Source organism: Enterobacter sp. Tr-810 (assembly GCF_011752765.1).
Classification (GTDB): Bacteria; Pseudomonadota; Gammaproteobacteria; order Enterobacterales; family Enterobacteriaceae; genus Enterobacter; species Enterobacter soli.
Genome location: NZ_VWWW01000003.1, coordinates 194,642 through 219,481 on the forward strand (window position 1 = coordinate 194,642; position 24,840 = coordinate 219,481).

Annotated in this window: 19 protein-coding genes and 1 other annotated feature; of the genes, 12 read left to right on the top strand and 7 right to left on the bottom strand. The window is 53.5% G+C overall.

The genetic code is table 11. From position 1 onward, the window contains the following. Positions 1-74: 74 nt before the first annotated feature. Positions 75-3,422, top strand: a complete 3,348-nt coding sequence (gene mscK / locus F3J30_RS11040; RefSeq protein WP_166717474.1) for a mechanosensitive channel MscK — start codon at positions 75-77, stop codon at positions 3,420-3,422. A 1-nt stretch (position 3,423) separates the two neighbouring features. Here the strand turns inward: mscK and rsmS are convergent, their stop codons facing one another. Both rsmS and priC read right to left on the bottom strand, forming a co-directional pair. Further along, the gene (rsmS, locus tag F3J30_RS11045) at positions 3,424-3,609 is read right to left on the bottom strand and encodes a pleiotropic regulatory protein RsmS (RefSeq protein ID WP_166717268.1); all 186 of its coding nucleotides are present in this window, start codon (positions 3,607-3,609) and stop codon (positions 3,424-3,426) included. A 12-nt stretch (positions 3,610-3,621) separates the two neighbouring features. Beyond that, entirely contained in the window at positions 3,622-4,149 is a 528-nt protein-coding gene (priC, locus tag F3J30_RS11050; RefSeq protein WP_166717269.1) for a primosomal replication protein N'', read from the bottom strand. 50 nt (positions 4,150-4,199) lie between these two features. Here priC and F3J30_RS11055 point away from each other — a divergent pair, with 50 nt between their 5' ends. The 9 genes from F3J30_RS11055 to F3J30_RS11095 all read left to right on the top strand — a co-directional run bounded on the left by F3J30_RS11055 (position 4,200) and on the right by F3J30_RS11095 (position 13,687). Next, positions 4,200-4,577, top strand: a complete 378-nt coding sequence (locus tag F3J30_RS11055; protein ID WP_014069164.1) for a DUF454 family protein — start codon at positions 4,200-4,202, stop codon at positions 4,575-4,577. Between the two features lie 153 nt (positions 4,578-4,730). Continuing rightward, on the top strand, positions 4,731-5,282 hold the full coding sequence (apt, locus tag F3J30_RS11060) for an adenine phosphoribosyltransferase (protein ID WP_000127359.1): 552 nt from the start codon (positions 4,731-4,733) through the stop codon (positions 5,280-5,282). Positions 5,283-5,370: 88 nt separating this feature from the next. Beyond that, on the top strand, positions 5,371-7,299 hold the full coding sequence (gene dnaX / locus F3J30_RS11065) for a DNA polymerase III subunit gamma/tau (RefSeq protein WP_166717270.1): 1,929 nt from the start codon (positions 5,371-5,373) through the stop codon (positions 7,297-7,299). Continuing rightward, positions 6,629-6,693: a sequence feature (DnaX frameshifting element), on the top strand. Its footprint overlaps the gene before it by 65 nt. 54 nt (positions 7,300-7,353) lie before the next feature. Further along, on the top strand, positions 7,354-7,686 hold the full coding sequence (locus F3J30_RS11070; RefSeq protein WP_003858972.1) for a YbaB/EbfC family nucleoid-associated protein: 333 nt from the start codon (positions 7,354-7,356) through the stop codon (positions 7,684-7,686). Continuing rightward, positions 7,686-8,291 carry a recombination mediator RecR gene (gene recR / locus F3J30_RS11075; protein WP_166717271.1) on the top strand — a complete coding sequence of 202 codons (606 nt, stop codon included), beginning with the start codon at positions 7,686-7,688 and terminating at the stop codon, positions 8,289-8,291. The genes F3J30_RS11070 and recR overlap by 1 nt, the downstream gene beginning before the upstream one ends. Positions 8,292-8,401: 110 nt before the next feature. After that, positions 8,402-10,276: a molecular chaperone HtpG gene (gene htpG, locus F3J30_RS11080; protein WP_166717272.1), complete on the top strand. Its 1,875-nt coding sequence runs from the start codon at positions 8,402-8,404 to the stop codon at positions 10,274-10,276. A 194-nt stretch (positions 10,277-10,470) separates the two neighbouring features. Further along, complete coding sequence (adk, locus tag F3J30_RS11085) at positions 10,471-11,115, top strand: adenylate kinase (protein WP_014069168.1); 645 nt, start codon at positions 10,471-10,473, stop codon at positions 11,113-11,115. Between the two features lie 242 nt (positions 11,116-11,357). Further along, positions 11,358-12,320, top strand: coding sequence for a ferrochelatase (gene hemH, locus F3J30_RS11090; RefSeq protein WP_166717273.1), 963 nt, complete (start codon positions 11,358-11,360; stop codon positions 12,318-12,320). Between the two features lie 62 nt (positions 12,321-12,382). Continuing rightward, positions 12,383-13,687 carry an inosine/guanosine kinase gene (locus F3J30_RS11095; protein ID WP_014069170.1) on the top strand — a complete coding sequence of 435 codons (1,305 nt, stop codon included), beginning with the start codon at positions 12,383-12,385 and terminating at the stop codon, positions 13,685-13,687. A gap of 283 nt (positions 13,688-13,970) precedes the next feature. On the opposite strand, the gene ybaL is transcribed toward F3J30_RS11095, so the two are convergent. Both ybaL and F3J30_RS11105 read right to left on the bottom strand, forming a co-directional pair. Beyond that, complete coding sequence (ybaL, locus tag F3J30_RS11100) at positions 13,971-15,647, bottom strand: YbaL family putative K(+) efflux transporter (protein ID WP_014069171.1); 1,677 nt, start codon at positions 15,645-15,647, stop codon at positions 13,971-13,973. Between the two features lie 232 nt (positions 15,648-15,879). Continuing rightward, positions 15,880-17,100, bottom strand: a complete 1,221-nt coding sequence (locus F3J30_RS11105) for an MFS transporter (RefSeq protein WP_166717274.1) — start codon at positions 17,098-17,100, stop codon at positions 15,880-15,882. Positions 17,101-17,269: 169 nt separating this feature from the next. On the opposite strand from F3J30_RS11105, the gene ushA reads away from it, so the two are divergent. Continuing rightward, positions 17,270-18,922: a bifunctional UDP-sugar hydrolase/5'-nucleotidase UshA gene (gene ushA / locus F3J30_RS11110; RefSeq protein WP_166717275.1), complete on the top strand. Its 1,653-nt coding sequence runs from the start codon at positions 17,270-17,272 to the stop codon at positions 18,920-18,922. A gap of 133 nt (positions 18,923-19,055) precedes the next feature. Here the strand turns inward: ushA and ybaK are convergent, their stop codons facing one another. Both ybaK and F3J30_RS11120 read right to left on the bottom strand, forming a co-directional pair. Next, complete coding sequence (gene ybaK, locus F3J30_RS11115) at positions 19,056-19,535, bottom strand: Cys-tRNA(Pro)/Cys-tRNA(Cys) deacylase YbaK (protein WP_014069174.1); 480 nt, start codon at positions 19,533-19,535, stop codon at positions 19,056-19,058. A 199-nt stretch (positions 19,536-19,734) separates the two neighbouring features. Next, positions 19,735-20,529 carry a TraB/GumN family protein gene (locus tag F3J30_RS11120; RefSeq protein WP_166717276.1) on the bottom strand — a complete coding sequence of 265 codons (795 nt, stop codon included), beginning with the start codon at positions 20,527-20,529 and terminating at the stop codon, positions 19,735-19,737. A 41-nt stretch (positions 20,530-20,570) separates the two neighbouring features. Between F3J30_RS11120 and F3J30_RS11125 the strand changes: the two genes are divergently transcribed. Beyond that, positions 20,571-22,217 (top strand): RNA-directed DNA polymerase, encoded by a 1,647-nt coding sequence (locus F3J30_RS11125; protein ID WP_211053219.1) that lies wholly within the window; start codon positions 20,571-20,573, stop codon positions 22,215-22,217. A 53-nt stretch (positions 22,218-22,270) separates the two neighbouring features. On the opposite strand, the gene copA is transcribed toward F3J30_RS11125, so the two are convergent. Then, on the bottom strand, positions 22,271-24,769 hold the full coding sequence (gene copA / locus F3J30_RS11130; protein WP_166717278.1) for a copper-exporting P-type ATPase CopA: 2,499 nt from the start codon (positions 24,767-24,769) through the stop codon (positions 22,271-22,273). Positions 24,770-24,840: the final 71 nt, after the last annotated feature.

Genomic DNA, 24,840 nt, shown 5'->3' on the forward strand with positions numbered 1-24,840 from the left:
TTCTGCAAAACGCGGGCGTGATATCCTGCACGCCGGACTATTTTCGGTCATTCTCACACATCACATTCATGACTATGCTGCATTACAATCGCTCGCAACACTCTGTTTTTGCATTTATTTTTGTCATGTTGTTTTTCTTTGCGGCAACACCTGCTTCCTATGCCCGCGCAGATAACACCAATGACGTTCCCACGCGTGCCGATGTTCAGTCGCAACTCGATACCCTGAACAAGCAAAAAGATCTGTCGCCACAAGAAAAGCTCGTCCAGCAGGATTTAACCGAAACGCTGGAAACGCTTGATAAAATTGAGCGCGTGAAAGCAGAAACCGCCCAGCTTCGCCAGAAGGTTGCCCAGGCGCCGGACAATATGCGCAAGGCAACTGAGGCGTTGAATGCCTTAAGCGATGTCGATAACGATGATGAAACCCGCAAAACGCTCTCGACGCTGTCGCTGCGTCAGCTGGAGTCTCGCGTAGCGGATCTGCTGGACGACCTGCAAACCGGTCAGTCCGACCTGGCCACTTACAATAGCCAACTGGTGTCGCTGCAAACCCAGCCAGAGCGCGTGCAAAACGCGATGTATTCGGCATCCCAACAGCTACAGCAAATCCGTAACCGTCTGAATGGCACCACCGTTGGGGAAGGGGCTTTACGTCCTACTCAGCAGACGCTGCTGCTGTGCCAGCAGTCGCTTCTTAACGCGCAAATCGAGCAGCAACGTAAGAGCCTGGAAGGCAACACTGTCTTGCAGGATACGCTGCAAAAACAACGCGATTACGTCACTGCAAACATTAATCGTCTTGAGCACCAGCTTCAGCTGTTGCAGGAGGCGGTAAACAGCAAGCGCCTGACGCTCACGGAAAAAACCGCGCAGGAGGCCGTTTCGCCAGACGAGACGGCCCGTATTCAGGCCAACCCGCTGGTTAAACAGGAGCTGGAGGTTAACCATCAGCTCAGCCAGCGCCTTATTCAGGCGACTGAAAGCGGTAACTCGCTGGTTCAGCAAAACATTAAAGTGAAAAACTGGCTGGACCGTGCACTCCAGGCGGAACGCAATATTAAAGAGCAGATTGCCGTACTCAAAGGCAGCCTGTTGTTGTCACGCATTTTGTACCAGCAACAGCAGACGCTGCCGTCCGCGGATGAGCTGGAAGACATGACCAACCGCATTGCCGATTTGCGTCTGGAGCAATTTGACGTAAACCAGCAGCGCGACACGCTTTTCCAGAGCGACGCTTTTGTTGCCAAAGTGGAAGAGGGGCACTCCAGTGATGTGAACCCTGAAGTTCACGATGCGCTGTTGCAGGTGGTGGATATGCGCCGCGAGCTGCTTGACCAGCTCAACAAGCAGCTTGGTAACCAGCTGATGATGGCGATTAACCTGCAAATCAATCAGCAGCAGTTAGTTAGCGTCTCTAAAAATCTTCAGGAGATCCTGACTCAGCAAATTTTCTGGGTAAACAGCAACAAGCCAATGGACTGGGACTGGATTAAATCCTTCCCAGAAACGCTGAAAGCGCAGATCAAGAGCATGAAAATCACCGTGAACTGGGAGAAAGCCTGGCCTGCGGTGATGATTGCCTTCCTGGCCGGTTTGCCGTTACTGCTGATTGCAGGATTGATTCGCTGGCGCCTTGGCTGGCTGAAGAAATATCAGGAGAAGCTGGCTCAGGAAGTAGGCCAACTGCGTAACGACAGCCAGCTTCATACGCCAAAAGCGATCCTGATTGACCTGATCCGCGCCCTGCCGATCTGCCTGCTGATTCTGGCGGCCGGGCTGATCCTGCTTACCATGCAGCTCAATATCAGCGATTTGCTGTGGGCATTCAGTAAAAAACTAGCGCTGTTCTGGCTGGTGTTTGGCGTGTGCTGGAAAGTGCTGGAAAAAGACGGCGTTGCCGTGCGCCACTTCAATATGCCTGAGAAACTGACCAGCCACTGGCGTCGTCAGATTGTGCGTATCAGCCTTGCGCTTTTACCGTTGCACTTCTGGTCGGTGGTGTCTGAGCTTTCTCCGCTGCATCTGATGGATGACGTACTGGGTCAGCTGGTGATTCTGCTGAACCTGCTGCTGATTGCCGTTCTGATGTGGCCGATGTGCCGTGACAGCTGGCGCGATAAAGAGTCTCACAATATTCGTCTGGTCACCGTGACGGTACTGGCGATTATCCCGCTGGCGCTGATGGTGCTGACCGCAACGGGTTATTTCTATACCACGCTGCGTCTTTCCGGGCGCTGGATTGAAACCGTCTATCTGGTGATCGTCTGGAACCTGCTGTACCAGACGGTACTGCGTGGTTTGAGCGTGGCGGCTCGCCGTATCGCTTATCGCCGTGCGATCGCGCGTCGCCAGCATCAGGTGAAAGAGGGGGCCGAAGGCGCGGAACCACAGGAAGAGCCAACCATCGCCCTGGAGCAGGTGAACCAGCAGACGCTGCGTATCACCATGCTGGTTATGGTATCGCTGTTCGGGGTGATGTTCTGGGCTATCTGGTCTGATTTAATTACCGTATTTGCGTATCTCGACAGCATCACTCTCTGGCAGTACAGCGGTACTGAAGCCGGGGCGACGGTGATGAAAAGCGTCACAATGGGCAGCCTGCTCTTTGCGCTGGTGTCGTCGATGGTCGCCTGGGCGCTGATCCGAAACTTACCGGGGCTGCTCGAAGTGCTGGTGCTGTCGCGACTCAAGCTGCGTCAGGGGGCATCGTATGCCATTACCACAATCCTGAACTACGTGATCATTATTGTCGGTGCAATGACGGTCTTTGGCTCGCTTGGCGTGTCATGGGACAAACTGCAATGGCTGGCCGCGGCGCTCTCGGTTGGTCTGGGCTTTGGCTTGCAGGAGATCTTCGGTAACTTCGTCTCTGGCCTGATTATCCTGTTCGAACGCCCGGTGCGCATTGGCGACACCGTGACTATCGGCACCTTCTCCGGGACGGTCAGTAAGATCCGTATTCGTGCCACCACGATAACGGACTTCGATCGTAAAGAGGTGATCATCCCGAACAAAGCGTTCGTGACCGAGCGCCTGATCAACTGGTCGCTCTCCGACACGGTAACCCGCGTGGTGATCCGCCTGGGCGTGGCGTATGGATCGGATCTGGATAAAGTGAAAGAGGTTCTGCTGAAGGCGGCATCCGAACACCCGAAAGTGATGCACGATCCGGCACCGTCGGTATTCTTCACCACCTTTGGCCCGAGCACGCTGGATCACGAACTGCGCTTATACGTGCGCGAACTGCGCGATCGCAGCTATACCGTGGATGAGCTGAACCGCTCTATCGATCGTCTGTGTCGTGAAAACGACATCAATATCGCCTTCAACCAGCTTGAGGTTCACCTGCGTAATGAAAAAGGTGACGAGCATACGGAAGTGAAGCGCGAGATTAAGGGTGACGATCCTACTCCGGCATAATCTATTTTCCCTCTCCCGGTGGGAGAGGGTTAGGGTGAGGGCAACAGGCCTTCACCTTACCCTCAAAATCTTTGCGTACAATCTCCAGCGCCTTCAGCACTGTCTCTACCGGGATCTCATGATTCTCCAGCAGCATAATCAAATCAACGGCCAGTTTGACCTCATCGGGGGCATTTTCCAGTGACATTCGCGGCTCCTTTTAGCGGGTCAGACGTTCTATAACGCGTTCAATCTCATCCAGCGCCTGACGGCAGCGGACAAGGCGGCCTTCCAGGGCGCTAATTTCGCGCATCAATAGCTGCTGCTCTTCCAGCGTTTCACTGCTGTTCAGGCGCGTTTCCCGCTCGCGCTTCATTTCAAACAGGCGGCGTTCGAATTCCTGGTTCTCGAGCCGCTTGCGCTGCCATTTTCCCGCACCCGATGAAGCGCTGTCCCACATACGCAGCGGCCAGGCCGCAATTTCACGGTGCAGGGCGGTTATCTGTTCGGTGAGGTGCTCCGCAAGCCAGGCCACCTGTTCGGCGTGCTCGCTCTGTACCGCGTGGCGCAACTCATCGAGGTTCGCCTGTGCCTCATCAAGATAATCCTTTATCAAGGTGCTACGGGTACGAAAAAGCTGCCGATCAAAGCGCGGTTTCAGCGTTGCATGTCCCATCAGCGGTGTGGCCTGCTCACGCAGAAGCGCCATCTGATTTTGCAGCGTATTCAGAAGCAAGGCTGTTTTCAATCCGCTCTCCAGTGGTAAAGTAGCCGTTCAGTTTGATAACGATTCGCATTATGAAGCGTACTATTCTAATCATCATTGGCTGGCTCGCGGTAGTACTTGGCACTCTGGGCGTTGTTTTACCGCTCTTGCCTACCACGCCTTTTATTCTGCTGGCGGCCTGGTGCTTCGCCCGTTCTTCGCCACGCTTTCACCACTGGCTGTTGTATCGCTCATGGTTTGGCGGTTATCTGCGCCACTGGCAAAAACATCGTGCGATGCCGCCTGGCGCAAAGCCACGGGCGATTGCCGTTATCCTGTTAACCTTCGCCATATCGTTATGGCTGGTGAAAATGATGTGGGTACGCATCCTGCTGCTGGTGATCCTGACTTGTCTGCTCATCTTTATGTGGCGGATCCCGGTGGTTGATGAAAAGCAACAAAAGCACTGACGCCTTATAATGTCTGTTGCAATTATCTTGCGTAGCCAGTAAATTCGACCGTTTTCGAGCACAGGTGCACCTGGTTAAAGGTTAAACAATTGTTACCTTTGCCAACCTCTTACGTGCGCTGTGAGTAACACTGTTTTATTTAGGCACAAACCGATGACCGCAACTGCACAGCAGCTTGAATATCTGAAAAACAGCATCAAAAGCATCCAGGATTATCCAAAGCCTGGCATTCTTTTCCGTGATGTCACCAGCTTGCTGGAAGACCCGAAAGCGTACGCGCTCAGCATTGAACTGCTGGTTGAGCGTTATAAGAACGCCGGGATCACCAAAGTAGTAGGTACTGAAGCCCGTGGCTTCCTGTTCGGCGCACCGGTTGCGCTGGCGATGGGGGTTGGCTTTGTGCCGGTGCGTAAACCACGCAAATTGCCGCGCGAAACCATTGCTGAAAGCTATGAGCTGGAATACGGCACCGATCAACTGGAAATCCACGTTGATGCGATCAAGCCTGGCGACAAAGTGCTGGTGGTGGACGATCTGCTGGCGACTGGCGGCACGATTGAAGCGACCGTGAAGTTGATCCGCCGTCTGGGTGGTGAAGTGACTGACGCCGCATTCATCATCAACCTGTTCGATCTGGGCGGCGAGCAGCGCCTGGAAAAACAAGGTATTACCAGCTACAGCCTGGTGCCATTCCCGGGTCACTGATCCCGATAGTCACAACCTCGCTCAATGGGTGAGGTTGTGATAGCATTCCCCTCCATAAATTCACCTTCCAGCGTTGCAGAGCCTGCCCATGAGTTATCAGGTGTTAGCCCGTAAATGGCGACCACAAACCTTTGCTGACGTTGTCGGTCAGGAACATGTGCTGACGGCCCTGGCGAATGGCTTGTCGCTAGGTCGCATCCATCACGCCTATCTTTTCTCCGGCACCCGTGGCGTCGGTAAAACTTCTATTGCCCGTTTGCTGGCAAAAGGTCTGAACTGCGAAACCGGGATCACCGCGACACCCTGTGGCGTGTGTGATAACTGCCGCGAAATCGAGCAAGGCCGTTTTGTCGATCTGATTGAGATTGATGCCGCCTCGCGCACCAAAGTCGAAGATACCCGCGATCTGCTGGATAACGTCCAGTACGCACCGGCGCGCGGGCGCTTTAAGGTCTACCTGATCGATGAAGTGCACATGCTGTCGCGTCACAGCTTCAACGCCCTGCTGAAAACGCTGGAAGAGCCGCCTGCGCATGTGAAATTCCTGCTGGCGACCACCGATCCGCAAAAGCTGCCGGTGACGATTTTGTCTCGCTGTCTGCAATTCCATCTGAAAGCGCTGGACGTTGAACAGATCCGCGCTCAGCTTGAGCATATTCTCGATGAAGAGAAGATTGTTCATGAGCCACGTGCCCTGCAACTGCTGGCACGCGCGGCAGACGGCAGCCTTCGCGATGCATTAAGCCTTACCGATCAGGCGATCGCCAGCGGTGACGGTAAACTCTCGACCGATGCGGTCAGCACCATGCTCGGCACGCTGGACGATGACCAGGCGCTGTCGCTGATTGAAGCCATGATTGCCGCCAACGGCGAGCGTGTGATGTCGCTGGTCAACGCGGCGGCTGCACGCGGCGTTGAGTGGGAAGGACTGTTGGTTGAAATGCTCAGCCTGCTGCACCGCGTGGCGATGCTGCAACTTTCTCCATCGGCCATTGGTGCCGATATGGCGGTGATAGAGCAGCGGATGCGTGAACTTGCCCGCACCGTGCCGCCAACTGATGTGCAGTTGTATTATCAGACGCTGCTAATCGGCCGCAAAGAGCTACCGTTTGCACCTGACCGCCGTATGGGCGTTGAGATGACCCTGCTGCGCGCGCTGGCGTTCCACCCGCGGATGCCGCTGCCGGAGCCGGAAGTCCCGCAACAATCTTTTGCCCCGGTCGCGCCCACGGCTGTAATGTCGCCGCAGCAGGTGCCACCGCAGCCGACACCGCCGCCACAGCAAAATGTGCCGCTGTCGGACGCCACCAGTTCGGTGCTTGCCGCACGAAGCCAGTTGCAACGTGCGCAGGGAGCAACCAAACCAAAAAAGAGTGAACCGGCAGCGCCAGGCAGAGCGCGGCCGGTAAATAACGCCGCGCTTGAACGACTGGCTTCGGTAACGGAGCGCGTGCAGTCGCGCCCTGCGCCATCCGCGCTTGAGCAAAAAGCCCCGGTGAAGGAAGAGGCTTATCGCTGGAAAGCGACCACGATTATCGAAACGGTAAAGGAAGAGGTCGCGACTCCGAAAGCGCTGAAAAAGGCGCTGGAACATGAAAAAACGCCGGAGCTGGCCGCGAAGCTGGCCGAAGAATCTATTGAGCGCGATGCCTGGGCCGCAGAGGTCAGCAAATTACAGCTGCCGAAGCTGGTGGAGCAGGTAGCGCTTAATGCCTGGAAAGAGCAGGATGGCAATCAGGTTCGCCTGCATCTGCGTCCGGGGCAGCGGCACCTGAATTCCCCGGGGGCGCAAAAAGCGCTGGCTGAGGCGCTCGCCACATTACAGGGTTCGCCGGTTGAATTGACTATCATTGAAGATGATAATCCGGCGGTGCGAACGCCACTGGAGTGGCGACAGGCTATTTATGAAGAGAAGCTCGCGCAGGCGCGTGAGTCGATTATTGCGGATAACAACATCCAGACCCTGCGCCGGTTCTTCGATGCAGACCTGGATGAAGAGAGTATTCGCCCCATTTGATCGTGAGTCTGACTTACGGTTGTAATCATTAAACGTGAAAGAAGAGAGAAGCCTATGTTTGGTGGTAAAGGCGGTCTGGGTGGCCTGATGAAGCAGGCTCAGCAGATGCAGGAAAAAATGCAGAAGATGCAGGAAGAGATCGCTCAGCTGGAAGTCACGGGTGAATCTGGCGCGGGTCTGGTCAAAGTGACCATCAACGGTGCGCACAACTGCCGCCGCGTTGAAATCGATCCAAGTCTGCTCGAAGACGACAAAGAGATGCTGGAAGATCTGGTTGCTGCGGCGTTCAACGATGCTGCTCGCCGTATCGACGAAACTCAGAAAGAGAAAATGGCCTCTGTATCCAGCGGTATGCAACTGCCGCCGGGCTTCAAGATGCCATTCTGATGCAAACCAGTCCGCTGCTCACGCAGTTAATGGAAGCACTGCGCTGCCTGCCGGGTGTTGGCCCGAAGTCGGCGCAGCGCATGGCGTTCACGCTCTTGCAGCGCGACCGCAGCGGCGGGATGCGCCTGGCGCAGGCTTTAACCCGCGCCATGTCAGAAATTGGTCATTGTGCGGATTGCCGTACGTTTACCGAGCAGGACGTCTGTAACATCTGTTCGAACCCGCGTCGTCAGGAAAACGGTCAGATTTGCGTGGTGGAGAGTCCGGCGGACATCTACGCTATCGAACAAACCGGGCAGTTTTCGGGGCGCTATTTCGTGCTGATGGGGCATCTCTCACCTCTGGACGGTATTGGCCCGGATGATATCGGTCTTGACCGCCTTGAACAGCGTCTTAAGTCCGAAACGATCAAAGAGGTGATCCTCGCCACCAATCCAACGGTGGAAGGGGAGGCAACGGCCAACTACATCGCCGAACTGTGCGCAGAGGCAGGCGTTGACGCCAGCCGTATCGCCCACGGCGTACCGGTTGGCGGTGAGCTGGAAATGGTAGACGGTACCACGCTGTCGCACTCTCTGGCCGGACGTCACAAGATTATTTTCTGAACAAACGGAGGCTGCATTCGCGGCCTCCGCTTGAAAAATTTCTCTTCTATCCCCATCTCTCACTCAACGTTTTAAAACCCCATTAAATGGCATTGTTGAGGTCGACTTAGATGAAAGGACAAGAAACCCGTGGTTTCCAGTCAGAAGTAAAACAGCTTCTGCATCTGATGATCCATTCCCTTTATTCCAATAAAGAAATCTTCCTGCGTGAGCTGATTTCCAACGCCTCCGATGCGGCGGACAAGCTGCGTTTCCGCGCGCTGTCTAACCCGGATCTGTATGAAGGCGACGGCGATCTGCGCGTGCGCGTCTCTTTTAATCAAGAGAACCGCACGCTGACCATCGCCGATAACGGCATTGGTATGACCCGTGATGAAGTCATTGACCATCTCGGCACTATCGCTAAATCAGGCACCAAAGCGTTCCTGCAATCCATGGGCTCAGACCAGGCTAAAGACAGCCAACTGATTGGCCAGTTTGGTGTGGGCTTCTACTCTGCATTTATCGTGGCGGACAAAGTGACCGTACGCACCCGTGCTGCGGGTGAGAGCGCTGAAAACGGCGTGTTCTGGGAATCCCAGGGTGAAGGCGAGTACACCGTTGCGGATATCACCAAAGCGGATCGCGGGACTGAGATCACTCTGCACCTGCGTGAAGGCGAAGACGATTTCCTGAACGACTGGCGTGTACGTTCGATCATCAGCAAGTATTCGGACCATATCGCGCTGCCGGTTGAGATCGAAAAACAGGAAGAGAACGACGGCGAAACCGTAGTTTCCTGGGAGAAGATCAACAAGGCGCAGGCGCTGTGGACGCGCAACAAGTCTGAAATCAAAGACGAAGAATACAACGAATTCTACAAGCACATCGCCCACGACTTTACTGACCCGCTGACCTGGAGCCACAACCGTGTGGAAGGTAAGCAGGAGTACACCAGCCTGCTGTATATCCCGGCACAGGCGCCGTGGGATATGTGGAATCGCGATCACAAGCACGGCCTGAAGCTGTATGTCCAGCGCGTGTTCATCATGGATGAAGCCGAGCAGTTCATGCCGAACTACCTGCGTTTCACCCGTGGTTTGATCGATTCCAACGATCTGCCGCTGAACGTCTCCCGTGAAATCTTGCAGGACAGCACCGTCACCCGTAACCTGCGTAACGCGCTGACTAAACGCACGTTGCAGATGCTGGAAAAACTGGCGAAAGACGATGCCGAAAAATACCAGACCTTCTGGAAACAGTTCGGCCTGGTGCTGAAAGAAGGCCCGGCGGAAGATTCCGGCAATATCGAAGCCATTGCTAAGCTGCTGCGCTTTGCCTCCACGCATACTGACTCTTCAGCACAGACCGTGTCGCTGGAAGAGTACGTCGCGCGCATGAAGGAAGGGCAGGAGAAGATTTACTACATCACCGCCGACAGCTATGCCGCCGCGAAGAGCAGCCCGCACCTGGAGCTGCTGCGTAAGAAAGGCATCGAAGTTCTGCTGCTTTCCGACCGCATCGACGAATGGATGATGAACTACCTCACCGAGTTCGCCGGCAAAACCTTCCAGTCCGTTGCCAAAGCCGATGAATCCATCGACAAGCTGGCAGATGAAGTGGATGAAACCGCGAAAGAAGCCGAAAAAGCACTGGAGCCGTTCGTTGAGCGTGTGAAAACCTTGCTGGGCGACCGTGTGAAAGAGGTGCGTTTCACGCATCGTCTGACCGACACCCCGGCGATTGTCACCACCGATGCCGACGAAATGGGCACCCAGATGGCAAAACTGTTCGCTGCGGCGGGCCAGGCGATGCCGGAAGTAAAATATATCTTCGAGCTGAACCCGGATCACCCGCTGGTTAAACGCGCGGCAGATACTCAGGACGAAAGCCGGTTTGCCGAGTGGGTTGAGCTGCTGCTGGATCAGTCTCTGCTGGCCGAACGCGGTACGCTGGAAGATCCTAACCTCTTCATTAAACGTGTGAATGCGCTGCTGCTGGCGTAACTGACCACGCCTCCCCAGGTCTTCTCCCTCTCCCCGCGGGAGAGGGCCGGGGTGAGGGCACCAAATTGCACTAACCCAAATATTCTCCCTCATTAACCGTTTCAGCCGTCCCGCCTTCCTTGAGCCACGTCCGTTCTGGTGGTATTGTTTAGCGCTTTTGAAAAATTGAACCAACTTTTGAGGGGATTTTCGCAATGCGTATTATTCTGCTTGGCGCTCCGGGCGCGGGTAAAGGAACTCAGGCTCAGTTCATCATGGAGAAATACGGTATTCCGCAAATCTCCACCGGTGACATGCTGCGCGCCGCTGTTAAATCTGGCTCCGAGCTGGGTAAACAAGCGAAAGACATCATGGACGCAGGCAAACTGGTTACTGACGAACTGGTTATTGCTCTGGTAAAAGAGCGCATTGCTCAGGAAGACTGCCGTAACGGTTTCCTGCTGGACGGCTTCCCACGCACCATCCCACAAGCTGACGCCATGAAAGAAGCGGGCATCAACGTAGACTATGTTCTGGAATTCGACGTGCCAGACGAGCTGATCGTTGACCGTATCGTGGGTCGTCGCGTACACGCTGCTTCTGGCCGCGTTTACCACATCAAATTCAACCCGCCTAAGGTTGAAGGTAAAGACGACGTGACCGGCGAAGAGCTGACCACCCGTAAAGACGATCAGGAAGAGACCGTGCGTAAGCGCCTGGTGGAATACCATCAGATGACTGCGCCGCTGATCGGCTACTACTCTAAAGAAGCGCAGGCGGGTAACACCAAATACGCGAAAGTAGACGGCACCCAGGCTGTTGCTGACGTACGTGCAGAGCTGGAAAAAATCCTCGGCTAATTGCACCCCACAAAATCATTCGGTCTGCATCGCGGCGGCAAGCACGCGAATCCCCAGGAACATAGAAAACTATTTGACTGGGGTGAGCGTGCGCAGCCAACAAAGAGGCAGGCTGAAGGATGACGTGGGCTCACCCGGATCCCCGGGTGAGAAATCTTCTCAATTCCCTTTCGCTGTAATTGGTTTCGTTTAATCGCATTTCCGCTACAATTGACAACCATTCAAATGGTTAAGAGGCGTGAATGAGTCAGGCGAAAACCGGCATCCTGCTTGCCAATCTGGGCACTCCAGATGCACCCACTCCAGAAGCAGTAAAACGTTACCTGCGACAATTTCTGAGCGACACCCGCGTCGTGGATACCCCGAGACTGCTGTGGTGGCCGCTGTTGCGCGGAGCCATTCTGCCGATTCGTTCCCCGCGTGTGGCGAAACTCTATCAGTCCGTCTGGATGGAAGAAGGGTCGCCGCTGATGGTCTACAGTCGTCGCCAGGAAAAAGCCCTTGCGGCCCGTTTGCCGGATATGCCGGTGGCGCTGGGAATGAGCTACGGCAAGCCTTCGCTTGCCAGTGCGGTTGATGACCTGCTTTCACAGGGCGTTGATCATATCGTGGTGCTGGCGCTGTATCCGCAATACTCTTGCTCGACGGTTGCCGCGGTATGGGATGAACTGGCGCGTATTCTGGCCACTCGCCGCCGTATTCCGGGTATCACGTTCATTCGCGATTACGCTGATAACACACTCTATATTAAAGCGCTGGCAAGCAGTGCCCGGGCATCGTTTGCAAAACACGGTGAGCCGGATGTGTTGCTGCTCTCTTACCACGGTATTCCTCAGCGTTATGCCGATGAAGGTGATGATTATCCTCAGCGCTGCCGTGATACCACGCGAGAGCTGGTTTCAGCGCTCGGATTGCCGCCAGAGAAAGTGATGATGACCTTCCAGTCGCGCTTTGGCCGCGAGCCGTGGCTTACGCCGTATACCGATGAAACCTTGAAAATGCTGGGCGAGAAGGGCGTGAAACACGTTCAGGTGATGTCGCCGGGCTTCTCTGCAGATTGCCTGGAAACGCTGGAAGAGATCGCGGTGCAAAACCGGGAATTTTTCCTGGAGGCTGGTGGTACGAAATACGAGTACATTCCTGCACTTAACGACGATTCAGAGCATATCGATATGATGGTGTCGCTGGTGGCAAACAGCCGCTGATCGCGCTATAGGTCGGGTTTGTGCTACCATTCCCGGCCCATATTCTTTGCATAGCTCATACCATGAAATTTCCCGGTAAACGTAAATCCAAACATTACTTCCCCGTCAATGCCCGCGATCCGCTGCTGCAACAAATTCAGCCGGTAAACGAAACCAGCGCTGCATGGGTGGTCGGTATCGATCAGACCCTGGTGGATATTGAAGCGAAAGTGGATGACGCGTTTGTCGAACGTTACGGTTTGAGCGCCGGGCATTCACTGGTCATTGAAGACGACGTTGCCGAAGCGCTGTATCAGGAGCTGGTGCGCGAAAACCTGATCACCCATCAGTTTGCCGGTGGCACCATCGGCAACACCATGCACAACTATTCCGTACTGGCCGATGACCGTTCCGTATTGCTGGGCGTGATGTGCAGCAATATCGAGATTGGTGGCTATGCCTATCGCTACCTGTGCAACACTTCCAGCCGTACCGATCTGAACTATCTCCAGGGTGTCGACGGGCCAATCGGTCGCTGCTTTACGCTTATCAGCGATTCCGGTGAACGTACCTTTGCCATCAGCCCAGGCCACATGAATAAACTTCGCGCCGACAGTATCCCGGAAGAGGTGATTGCAGGCGCATCTGCGCTGGTATTGACCTCCTATCTGGTCCGCTGCAAGCCGGGTGAGCCGATGCCGGAAGCCACCATGAAGGCGATTGAGTACGCGAAGAAATATAACGTGCCAGTGGTACTGACTCTGGGCACCAAATTCGTGATTGCCGACAACCCGGAGTGGTGGCAGGCGTTCCTGAAAGAGCACGTCTCGATTCTGGCGATGAACGAAGAAGAAGCGGAAGCGCTGACAGGAGAAAGCGATCCGCTGCTGGCATCGGATAAAGCGCTGGACTGGGTGGATCTGGTGCTTTGCACCGCCGGGCCGGTTGGGTTATACATGGCAGGCTTCACTGAAGAAGAGAGCAAACGCAAAACCCAGCATCCGCTGTTGCCGGGCGCCATTGCCGAATTCAACCAGTACGAATTCAGCCGCGCTATGCGTCATAAAGATTGCCAGAACCCGCTGCGTATTTACTCGCACATCGCGCCGTATATGGGCGGGCCTGAGAAGATAATGAATACCAACGGCGCGGGCGACGGAGCGTTGGCCGCGCTGCTGCACGACATTACCGCCAACGCGTACCACAAAACCAATGTGCCTAACTCCAGCAAGCACAAGTTCAGCTGGCTGACCTATTCGTCGCTGGCGCAGGTGTGTAAGTACGCTAACCGCGTGAGTTATCAGGTACTGAACCAGCACTCCCCGCGCTTAACGCGTGGCCTGCCGGAAAGGGAAGACAGCCTCGAAGAGGCGTACTGGGACAGGTAAAAGCAAAACGGCAACCCAGTGGTTGCCGTTTTTAATGTTTGTTCCCTCTCCCTGTGGGAGAGGGCCAGGGTGAGGGCATCAGGCCGCACAAGGTCAAAGCAAAACGGCAACCCAGAGGTTGCCGTTTTTAGTATTTGTTCCCTCTCCCTGTGGGAGAGGGCTAGGGTGAGGGCATCAGGCCGCACAAGGTAAAAGCAAAACGGCAACCAGGTTGCCGTTTTTAGTGTTTGTTCCCTCTCCTTGTGGGAGAGGGTCAGGGTGAGGGCATCAGGCCGCACAATACTTACCCAGTCACCGCCTCTTCAACCGGCGGCTTCTCCAGCAGCGTCAGCATCGTATTCGCAATCTCACGCTCACCCATCACCACCTGATTGGCACCACGCTCAGTAATGTACTCCACTTCATCGTCATAATGGGCGCGGGCGATAATCTCAATATGCGGGCACTTCTCGCGGGCGGATGCCACAATCTCACCGGCTTCGTAGCCATTCGGAATGGTCAGCAGCAGCCAGCGGGCGCAGTCCAGATGCGCCAGGTTCATTATCTCTTCATTGGCCGCATTGCCCAGCACCGCGCGAATGCCGCGCTCGCGCAGCTCATCAACGCGGGTTCGTGAGGTTTCAATCACCACCAGCGGCACACCCTGCGCCATCAGCTTCTCACCCAGCAGGCTACCCACGCGGCCAAAGCCGACCAGCAGCGCATGGTTACAGATATCCACCGGGATCTGCTTCTCTTCTTCGATAGCCTCTTCCAGCGTCTGCTCTTCGAGCGTTTCGGTTTTATCGAGGTATTTTTCCAGCAGCGCGAACAGCACCGGGTTCAGCATGATGGACAAAATAGCCCCTGCCAGCACCAGGTTCTGCCCGGCCTGTGGCAGCAGGTTCAGCGCCATCCCCAGCCCGGCGAGGATGAAGGCGAACTCACCAATTTGCGCCAGGCTGGCGGCGATGGTCAGCGCCGTACGCGGCGAGTGGCCAAACATGCGCACCAGGAAGAAGGCGGCAACCGACTTACCAAAAATGATGATCGCCAGCGTGCCCAGCACCGCCAGCGGCTGCTGGATCAGGACAAGTGGATCGAACAACATCCCGACGGAGACGAAGAACAGTACGGCGAATGCATCGCGCAGCGGCAGGGTGTCGTGCGCGGCACGGTGGCTCAGCTCGGATTCGTTCAGTACCATCCCGGCGAAAAATGCACCCAGCGCAAAGGAGACATCAAACAGCTCCACGGCACCAAAGGCGATACCCAGCGCCAGGGCGAGCACGGAAAGGGTAAACAGTTCGCGCGAACCCGTCGCGGCGCTGCGGGACATGATCCACGGTACCAGGCGACGGCCCACCAGCATCATAATGGCGATAAACGCCACAACCTTACCGATGGTGATACTCATATCCAGCGCCAGAGAAGCAAAACCGACGTTATCTTTTTCCATCATCCCGGCAACCGCTGGCAGCAGAACCAGCGTCAGTACCATCACCAGATCTTCAACAATCAGCCAGCCTATCGCGATTTGCCCGCGCTGGCTGTCTATCAGCTGTCTCTCTTCAAGCGCGCGCAGCAACACCACGGTACTGGCGGTAGAAAGACACAGCCCAAAAACGATGCCGGTCATCAGTGACCAGCCAAGTACGGCCGAAAGCGCCATCCCCAGCAGCGTCGCCACCCCTATCTGGGCGATCGCTCCTGGTATGGCGATAGACTTTACCGCCATCAAATCCTTCAATGAGAAATGTAGACCAACCCCGAACATCAGCAGGATCACGCCCAGTTCTGCCAGTTCAGGAGCCAGTTTGGTATCCGCCACAAAGCCCGGCGTAAAAGGACCCGCCAGTACACCCGCTAACAAATAGCCCACAAGAGGAGAAATTCGCAGTTTATTGGCAATCATGCCGAGGATAAAAGCGAGCACAAGTCCACCAACAATGGTGGTGATTAGCGGTGTGGCGTGATGCATTCCGTCTCCTTTCGTGGTGGGGTGTTCCATTTTTGGTGAAAAACCAAAAAACCGAGTTACAGTTTATGACAATTTTTACCGACATGTTTATGAATAATTGTTGAAGTTTGAATAAAACAGCAATAAGCGTGAAAAAAAGCAGATTTTGACAAATTCAACAGGAAGAAGAAGAGAAAAGCCTTATAGCATCAGGGAGTTTGGCCGCCAAAGTAAAATTTTGACGGCCGGTAAATTACGCTTTGTGACGGTTGTCAGGCAGGAATATGGTCAACATCCCCAAAAGTGGCAGGAAAGCACAGATTTTATAAACCAGGAAGATACTGGTGTGATCGGCAACCATCCCTAACACCGCGGCACCCAGGCCGCCCATACCGAAGGCGAAACCGAAAAATAGCCCGGAAACCATACCGATACGCCCCGGAAGAAGCTCCTGCGCGTAGACCAGGATGGCGGAAAACGCCGAAGCCAGAATAAAACCAATGATGACGGTCAAAATGCCCGTCCATTCAAGGCTTGCGTACGGCAAAATGAGCGTAAAGGGAGCTACACCGAGGATAGAGCCCCAAATGACATATTTACGCCCAATTTTATCGCCAACAGGCCCGCCAATTACCGTACCTGCGGCTACCGCAAACAGGAACGCAAACAGGTGGAACTGCGCGTTTTGTACCGATAATCCGAACTTTTGCATCAGATAAAAGGTGTAATAGCTGCTGATGCTCGCCATATAGAAGTATTTCGAGAAAATCAGCACCAGCAGTACGCTAACTGCCAGAATAACCTTGTTGCGAGGCAGGGGATTGGTAACCTTTACTTTAGGTTTGCCCTTGTTCACCCGATGCTGAGCGGCGTACCAGCGGCTAATCTGCGCCAGCACGATAATCGCCAGCAGGGCGGCCAGGACAAACCATGCCACGTTGCCTTTGCCGTAAGGGGCAATGATCACCGCGGCCAGCAGTGGGCCGAGCGAACTGCCAAAGTTGCCGCCGACCTGGAACAGAGACTGCGCCAGCCCGTGACGCCCGCCAGAGGCCATACGCGCCACGCGGGAAGATTCCGGATGGAATACCGAAGAGCCAGTACCGACGAGCGCAGCGGCAATCAGCACCGCTTCAAAGCTGCCCGCCATCGCCAGCAATACCAACCCGCTTAAGGTGAAGCACATGCCAATCGGCAGTGACCACGGCATCGGATATTTATCCGTCCAGTAGCCCACCACAGGTTGCAGCAGCGACGAGGCCAGCTGGAAGGTCAGGGTGATCATCCCGATCTGTACGAAGGTTAATGAAAACTCAGACTGCAATAACGGGTAGATCGCCAGAATCAGAGACTGGATCATATCGTTGAGCAGATGAGAAAGACTGATTGCGCCTAAAACCTTAAAGGACGTGCGCGAGTGTGGCGGCGACGCCGGAGAGCCCGTAACGGGCTGGGTTGATTCACTGATTGCCATAGAGATGAATACCACGTCGTTTGTTATTAGAAATGCAGGGTGTAATTATTATCCAACTAACATACCCGTCTGTGACATTTGAAGAAAGTCGCAATTCTGAAAACTTATTTGTCTATTCTTGTTACTCATTGTAATTTTTGCGTTTGTCTATGGGTCAGGGAGAGAAGAGATGAAGTTAATGAAGCGTGGCGTGGCGCTAGCGCTGATCGCCGCATGGGGGCTGACAAGCCTGCCTGCACAGGCGTATGAAAAAGACAAAACCTACAAAATCACCATTCTGCATACCAACGATCACCACGGCCATTTCTGGCGCAGCGAATACGGTGAATATGGCCTTTCCGCCCAAAAAACGCTGGTGGATGGCATTCGCAAAGAGGTCGCCGCCGAAGGGGGCAGTGTGCTGCTGCTCTCGGGCGGGGATATTAATACCGGCGTACCGGAATCCGATTTACAGGATGCAGAGCCCGATTTCCGTGGCATGAATTTAATTGGTTACGATGCGATGGCCGTGGGTAACCATGAGTTTGATAATCCGCTGACCGTTCTGCGCCAGCAGGAAAAATGGGCCAAATTCCCGTTCCTCTCGGCCAATATTTATCAGAAAAGCACCGGTGAGCGCCTGTTTAAACCGTGGGCGCTGTTTAAGCGTCAGGATCTGAAAATCGCGGTTATTGGTTTAACCACCGACGACACGGCGAAAATCGGCAACCCGGAATACTTCACCGATATCGAGTTCCGTAAACCGGCAGACGAAGCAAAGCTGGTGATTCAGGAACTCCAGCAGAATGAAAAGCCGGACGTGATTATCGCCACCACGCATATGGGGCACTACGATAATGGCGAGCATGGCTCCAATGCACCGGGTGATGTCGAGATGGCGCGCAGCTTGCCTGCGGGCTCTTTGGCAATGATTGTGGGTGGTCACTCACAAGATCCGGTCTGCATGGCGTCTGAGAATAAAAAACAGGTGGATTACGTGCCAGGCACGCCGTGCGCGCCAGACCGGCAGAACGGTATCTGGATTGTTCAGGCTCATGAGTGGGGTAAATACGTTGGTCGCGCGGACTTTGAATTCCGTAATGGCGAGATGAAACTGGTGCACTACCAGCTGATCCCGGTCAACCTGAAGAAGAAAGTCTCTTACCCGGACGGGAAAAGTGAGCGCGTACTTTACACCCCAGAAATTGCTGAAAACCAGCAGATGCTCTCTCTGCTGACGCCATTCCAGAATAAAGGCAAAGCGCAGCTGGATGTGAAGATTGGCACGCTCAATGGCCGCCTGGAAGGCGATCGCAGCAAAGTCCGCTTCGTGCAGACCAACATGGGGCATCTGGTGCTGGCAGCGCAAATGGCGCGTACCAGCGCAGACTTCGGCGTGATGAGCGGCGGCGGTATTCGTGACTCCATTGAGGGCGGGAATATCACCTATAAAGATGTGCTGAAGGTTCAGCCGTTTGGCAACGTGGTGGTGTATGCCGACATGAGCGGTAAAGAGGTTATCGACTACCTGACCGCCGTGGCGCAGATGAAACCCGATTCGGGAGCGTATCCGCAGTTTGCCAACGTCAGTTTTGTGGCGAAAGACGGTAAGCTCAATGACCTCAAAATCAAAGGCGAGCCGGTTGACCCTGCCAAAACCTACCGCATGGCAACACTGAGCTTTAACGCCACGGGCGGCGATGGCTATCCGCATATTGATAATAAACCGGGCTATGTGAATACCGGCTTTATTGATGCGGAAGTGCTTAAGCAGTTTATTCAGCAGAATTCGCCGATTGACGTGAGTGTGTATGAGCCGAAAGGTGAGGTGAGCTGGCAATAACAGCGCTATTTTGTTCGCCATTTTGAACGCGGGCAATGCTCGGAATCCTCACGTACTTCGTGTACGCTCCGGTTCCTGCGCGTTGTCCGCGTCCAAACTGTCTTCACCAATAACGCGCTGTCCAGGACAATAATCAATCCCTACGCGCAATATCCGCAAATTTCGCGTCCAGCATTTTCGCCAGATCGCCCGCCGCCAGTTCAATATCCAGCCCGCGCTTGCCGCCTGAAATATAGATAGTGTCGAATTCCTGGGAAGGGGCATCAATCAGCGTTGGCAGACGTTTTTTCTGCCCCAGCGGGCTGATCCCACCCACCAGATAACCGGTGGTGCGTTGCGCAACCATCGGATCCGCCATGTCGACCTTTTTTGCGCCCAGCGCTTTGGCAACTTTTTTCAGATCCAACTGACCCGCCACCGGCGTTACCGCCACGGCGAGGTGTTTCATATCGCCATTCACTGCAACCAGCAGCGTTTTGTAAACCTGGTCGGCATTCAGCCCCAGTTTACGCACCACTTCATCACCAAAGTTAGTTTCATTCGGATCGTGATCGTAAGTGTGGATCCTGAAAGAGATTTTGTTTTTTTCGAGTAATTTAACGGCGGGAGTCATAGCTATCCTTCTTACGACAGACAATTCATGCCAAGAGCATACGCCTGACGTTTGTCTAAAAAATAGCACCATCTTGCGCAATAGTATTGGCAGTGATGGTCACTTTGAGCGACAATCGGCTCAACCGAAGGTCTCCTTCGGCATAATAAAAACGATGAAATTCCTCTTTGACGGGCCAATAGAAATATTGGCCATTTTTTTATTTCAGCAGTGACGGCAAATTCCCTTCTCCGTACAAATGTAACGCCCCCACGGCGACCACATAATGCCCGGCTGGCAGCGCATTCAGCGTATGTGTCCATGCCCGGTTACGCTCGTTCATCAGGACATCATACAACGACTGGCTGAACGTGGCGGGTAATTCTGGTTTGTCGTTTACGGGCGGCGTTTCGAGCCACCAGCTCACCATCACCTGAAGCAACCGCGCGTTGGTATGCCAGTGGGTCAGGGTATCATCCAGCAATAATAAGCCATCATCAGGAAGCTGGCGTAACAGCTCAACCTGGCTTTGTGCACCTTCCAGCTCAATGATCGGCAGGCTTCGTGCCCGGGCGGCGTGAAGGAGCTGGTAATCAATACCGTACTCGCCCCGCAATCCCAGACGCTGCGCCTGTGTCGCCTGAAGCACCATGGCAATTTGCCACAGGGGCTGGGTTTCCAGCATCGACAGTGATACGCCCAGCTCATCGGCTACGCGTGTCAGTTCGGCAAGCTGGGTGTCATTCAGGCGCTCGCTAAGCGGAGGAGGGATATCCAGATCGGCAAAAGGGGATTCACTGCCGGAAATATCGGCTTCAACAACCAGGGCATCCGCGTTACGCAGCAGTTTGAGCAGAGAAGGCGGGAGAGGCGACATCCCGGAAGTTCCCATATGGATGCTGCCAACCAGGTGCAGATGTTGTCCGCCAGAAAGTGAGATATCCATGCCCGGCCAGGCATAACGGCGGGGGAACAGGGCGCGAAACGATGTTTTTATACGATTAAACAGACTCATACGCGCTCCATGAATGGAAAGGTTCATGCTAGCGCGTAGAGATGGTTGCTGTAAATAATTTAATCTATACAATAAGAATAATCTTGTTTCATCTGGCTGTATTAGATCTAATTAACGAATGGAAAAATATTATGTCTCTTTTAAGAAAATTCTTGGAGAAAGGGTATTTCCCAAAAGAACTTCCTCCGCAATTTAATACATTGTCATATGCTAATGCTATTATGAGTAATGAAAACATACCTCAGCTCTTTAATTCAGGCTCTTTTCTCACTCGCCCCGCCATTCATAATATTTCTAGGAAAGGAGCGTTACGAAGAAAACTTAGCATCCCAAATCCTGTAAATTATTTCAGGCTAAGTAAAGCAATTGTAGATAATTGGCACGATATTAGCAATTTATTAAACATTTCAGAATTATCAATGACTAAACCAATTTTGAGTCTTGAAAATACTGAAAGAGCATTTCATCAAGACCATTCGCTGAATGAACTTCCTGAACTCCATGCAAAATTACGGAGTCAATATAAATATATTTTAAAAACAGATATATCGAGATTTTATCATACAATATATACACATAGTATACCATGGTGTTTACATACAAAAGCTGTTGCAAAAGCGAATCGCTCTGATGCGTTATATGGGAACTTACTCGATAAAATTTGCCGAGACTTGCAAGATCAGCAAACTATTGGTATTCCTATTGGTCCGGATACTTCATTAGTAATCGCCGAGTCTATTCTCTGTAAAGTTGATGAAGCTTTAAAAGAGAGAGGTATTGTAAATGGGTTTAGATATATTGATGACTATTTTCTTGGATTCAAAACGCTTAGCGAAGCGGAAAGTGCAATTGCAGTGTTACAGGAGCAACTAAATGTATATGAATTAGCATTGAATTCTTCTAAAACTGAAATTATTGTCCTGCCTCATGAGTTCGAAGATCTTTCTATTTCAGAGCTTAGAAATTTTTCCTTTAAAGATGCGAATTATAACCAACGTGCTGATTTGATTTATTATTTTAATAAGGTATTTACCGTTGCTAAATCATCGCCAGAAGAATCAATTATAAAATATGCTGTGTCGCGATTGTTATCTATTAATGTGTCGAATAACAATTACCCGTTGCTAGAAAAATTTTTATTACAATGTATAATATCCGATAGCAGTTCCATAAGATATGTCGTTAAGCATTTTTTGAAGTATAGTAAATTAGGATTTCAGCAGGATATTGAGGCATTGAGTTGTGTGTTGAAACAAATAACAACTAATGAAAGTGTGCATGTTCATGGTAGCGAGATATCCTATTGTTTGTGGATGTATATTTATTTTAATATTAACCTTCCTGAAGAGGTTTTCTTATCAATAAATAAGCTTAGGGATCCTTTTGTTGCCATATTGGTGTGTGATTGTTTTGATAGTGGTTTAATTGATTACACGTGCGATTTGTCATTTTATAACGAACTTATGAGTATGGAAGAATTAAAGGGAGATATGTGGGTTTTTGTATATGAAATGCTCTTTCGAGAGTGGTTTCAACCAACTGGTGATCAAAATCCAATACTGCAAAATGAGTGTTATAATTTTTTAAGAGGCAATGATGTTTCTTTCTATGATAATACCAGAAATGATTTTGATGCATATGTCAAAGCCGATGTGTTAGGTTATGAAATGATCAATTTACATTTGTGAAATTCATTGAAGTGTAAATATTTGGGCGGGTATTTTATTACCCGCCATGGTAATCAATCTTTCGGTTTGAACCGCAACAGCCGGTTTGCGTTACTGACTACAGTAATGGACGACAGTGCCATTGCTGCGCCTGCCACTACCGGGTTGAGTAGCGTGCCGGTCAGCGGCCACAAAATCCCGGCGGCAATCGGAATGCCGAAACTGTTGTAGATAAATGCCCCTAACAGGTTCTGCTTCATATTGCGCAACGTGGCTTTTGAGATGGCCAATGCATCCGCAACGCCCATCAGACTGTGGCGCATCAGGGTGATTGCCGCTGTCTCGATGGCGACATCGCTGCCGCCGCCCATCGCAATCCCCACATCGGCCTGAGCCAGTGCTGGTGCATCGTTGATCCCGTCTCCGACCATGGCCACCTGGCGTCCCTGGCTTTGCAGCGTTTTGATGGCGTCGGCTTTACCCTCTGGCAGCACCCCGGCAATCACCTCATCAATACCGGCCTCGCGGGCAATGGCGTTTGCCGTTGTCGGGTTATCCCCGGTCAGCATCACCAGGCGATAGCCCGCACGGTGCAGGCGTTTCAGGGCATCCACGCTGTCCTGGCGCAGCGGATCGCGTACGGCAATCAGAGCCGCCGCTTTGCCGTCTACAGCCAGCAGTACCGGTGTCGCGCCCTGAGATGCCTGCGCTTCCAGTTCACTGTCCAGTGCTGACGTATCGATACCTTTTTCATTCAGTAGCGCCTGGTTACCCAGCAGCAGCGCGTGTCCTTCTGCTTCACCGCTGACGCCCAGTCCACGCAGGGTGCGGAAGTTATTCGCTTGCGGCAGGGCTGCATCCGCTGCTTTATCGAGAATGGCGCGGGCCAGAGGATGACTGGAACCTTGTTCCAGCGCAGCCGCCAGACGCAGCGCATCGGCTTCGGCGATGCCAGCGGTGTGCACCGCGACCACCTGCGGTTTGCCTTCAGTCAGCGTACCGGTTTTATCAAAGACCAGCGTGTCGAGCGTGCTGGCGCGTTGCAGGGCGTCGGCGTCACGGACCAGAACACCAAACTCAGCGGCACGACCCACGCCTGAGATAATCGACATCGGCGTGGCCAGGCCAAGTGCGCAAGGACAGGCGATGATCAATACCGTGGTGGCAATCACCAGGGTGTAGACAATCTGCGGCGCCGGGCCGAAGAAATACCAGATAGCGGCGCTCAGCAGGGCGATACAGACCACCACGGGCACAAAAATGGCGGAGATTTTATCAGCAAGCTGGCCAATCTCAGGCTTACTGCTCTGGGCCTGACGCACCATACGGATAATGCGCGACAGTGTGGTGTGGCTGCCAACTGCATTGGCGCGGAACAGTACGCTACCGTCCTGCACCACCGTACCGGCGTGTACGGTATCCCCCTGGGATTTTTGCTGTGGGATAGGTTCCCCGGTCAGCATGGCTTCATCAAGCCAGGCATCACCCTGAGTGATTTCGCCGTCAACAGGGACACGGTCGCCGGTGGTCAGGCGCAGCGTCATACCCGGCTGAACTTCAGCCAACGGGACATTTTTCTCGCCGTCGTCTGTGACGACACGTGCGGTTGGCGGCGTTAAATCAAGGAGTCTTTCCAGCGCCTTAGAGGAGCGCTGACGCGCGCGGGCTTCAAGCATATGACCTAAGTTAATCAGGCCGATAATCATCGCGCTCGCTTCATAGTAGAGATGACGCGCTTCCATCGGGAACCACTGCGGCCAGACGTTGACGCTCATCGAATAGAGCCAGGCCGCGCCCGTGCCAAGTGCGACAAGCGTATCCATCGTCGCGGTGCGATTTTTGAGGCTTTTCCAGGCGCTGGAATAGAAGTGACCCCCGGCGAAAATCATGACGCCGAGCGTAATCACACCAATCACCAGCCACAGCGTGCGGTTATCGTCAGTGACCATCATGTTGTCACCGATCATGCCCCACACCATGACCGGAATACCGACCAGCAGCGCGACAATCGCCTGCCAGCGGAAGCGTTTCATGGTGGCTACCGCCGTTTCCTGCTGGCGTTCGCGGCGTTTGGCATCATCTTCGATGGCCTCTGCGCCATAGCCTGCTTTTTCGACGGCCTGCACTAAATCTGCGGCGGAGGCACTGCCCATAATCAGCGCAGTACGCTCCGCAAGGTTGACCCGTGCCTGTGCGACGCCCGGTACGGCCTGCAATGCATTTTGTACCCGGGAAACGCAGCTGGCGCAGCTCATGCCGTTGATCAGCAGCTGTTGGCTGTCATCAATATCATCAGCTACCGGAAGCTCAGGAGTGGCCGCTGTCAGTGCTTCCGACGGGAGTGATGACTCTGCCAGCGGTTTAGCCTTTGGGTGGCTTAACTCCGCTCCGTAACCGGCTTGTTTGATGGTGTCGATCAGCGCATCGGCGCTGGCGCTACCGGTGACGGCAGCATGATCGATAGTCACGTCCGCGCTTTCCACATCAGGACGCTGTTCCAGGCTTTCTTTAACGCGTTTGACACAGTGACCGCAGGAGAGGCCGTCCAGTGTCAGATCAATTGTGTGAGACATAACAAAACTCCCGTATAATTATCTGGTCAGTTATTGACCTTCATAGTGCTTTTCGCTAACTGTTATGAAGG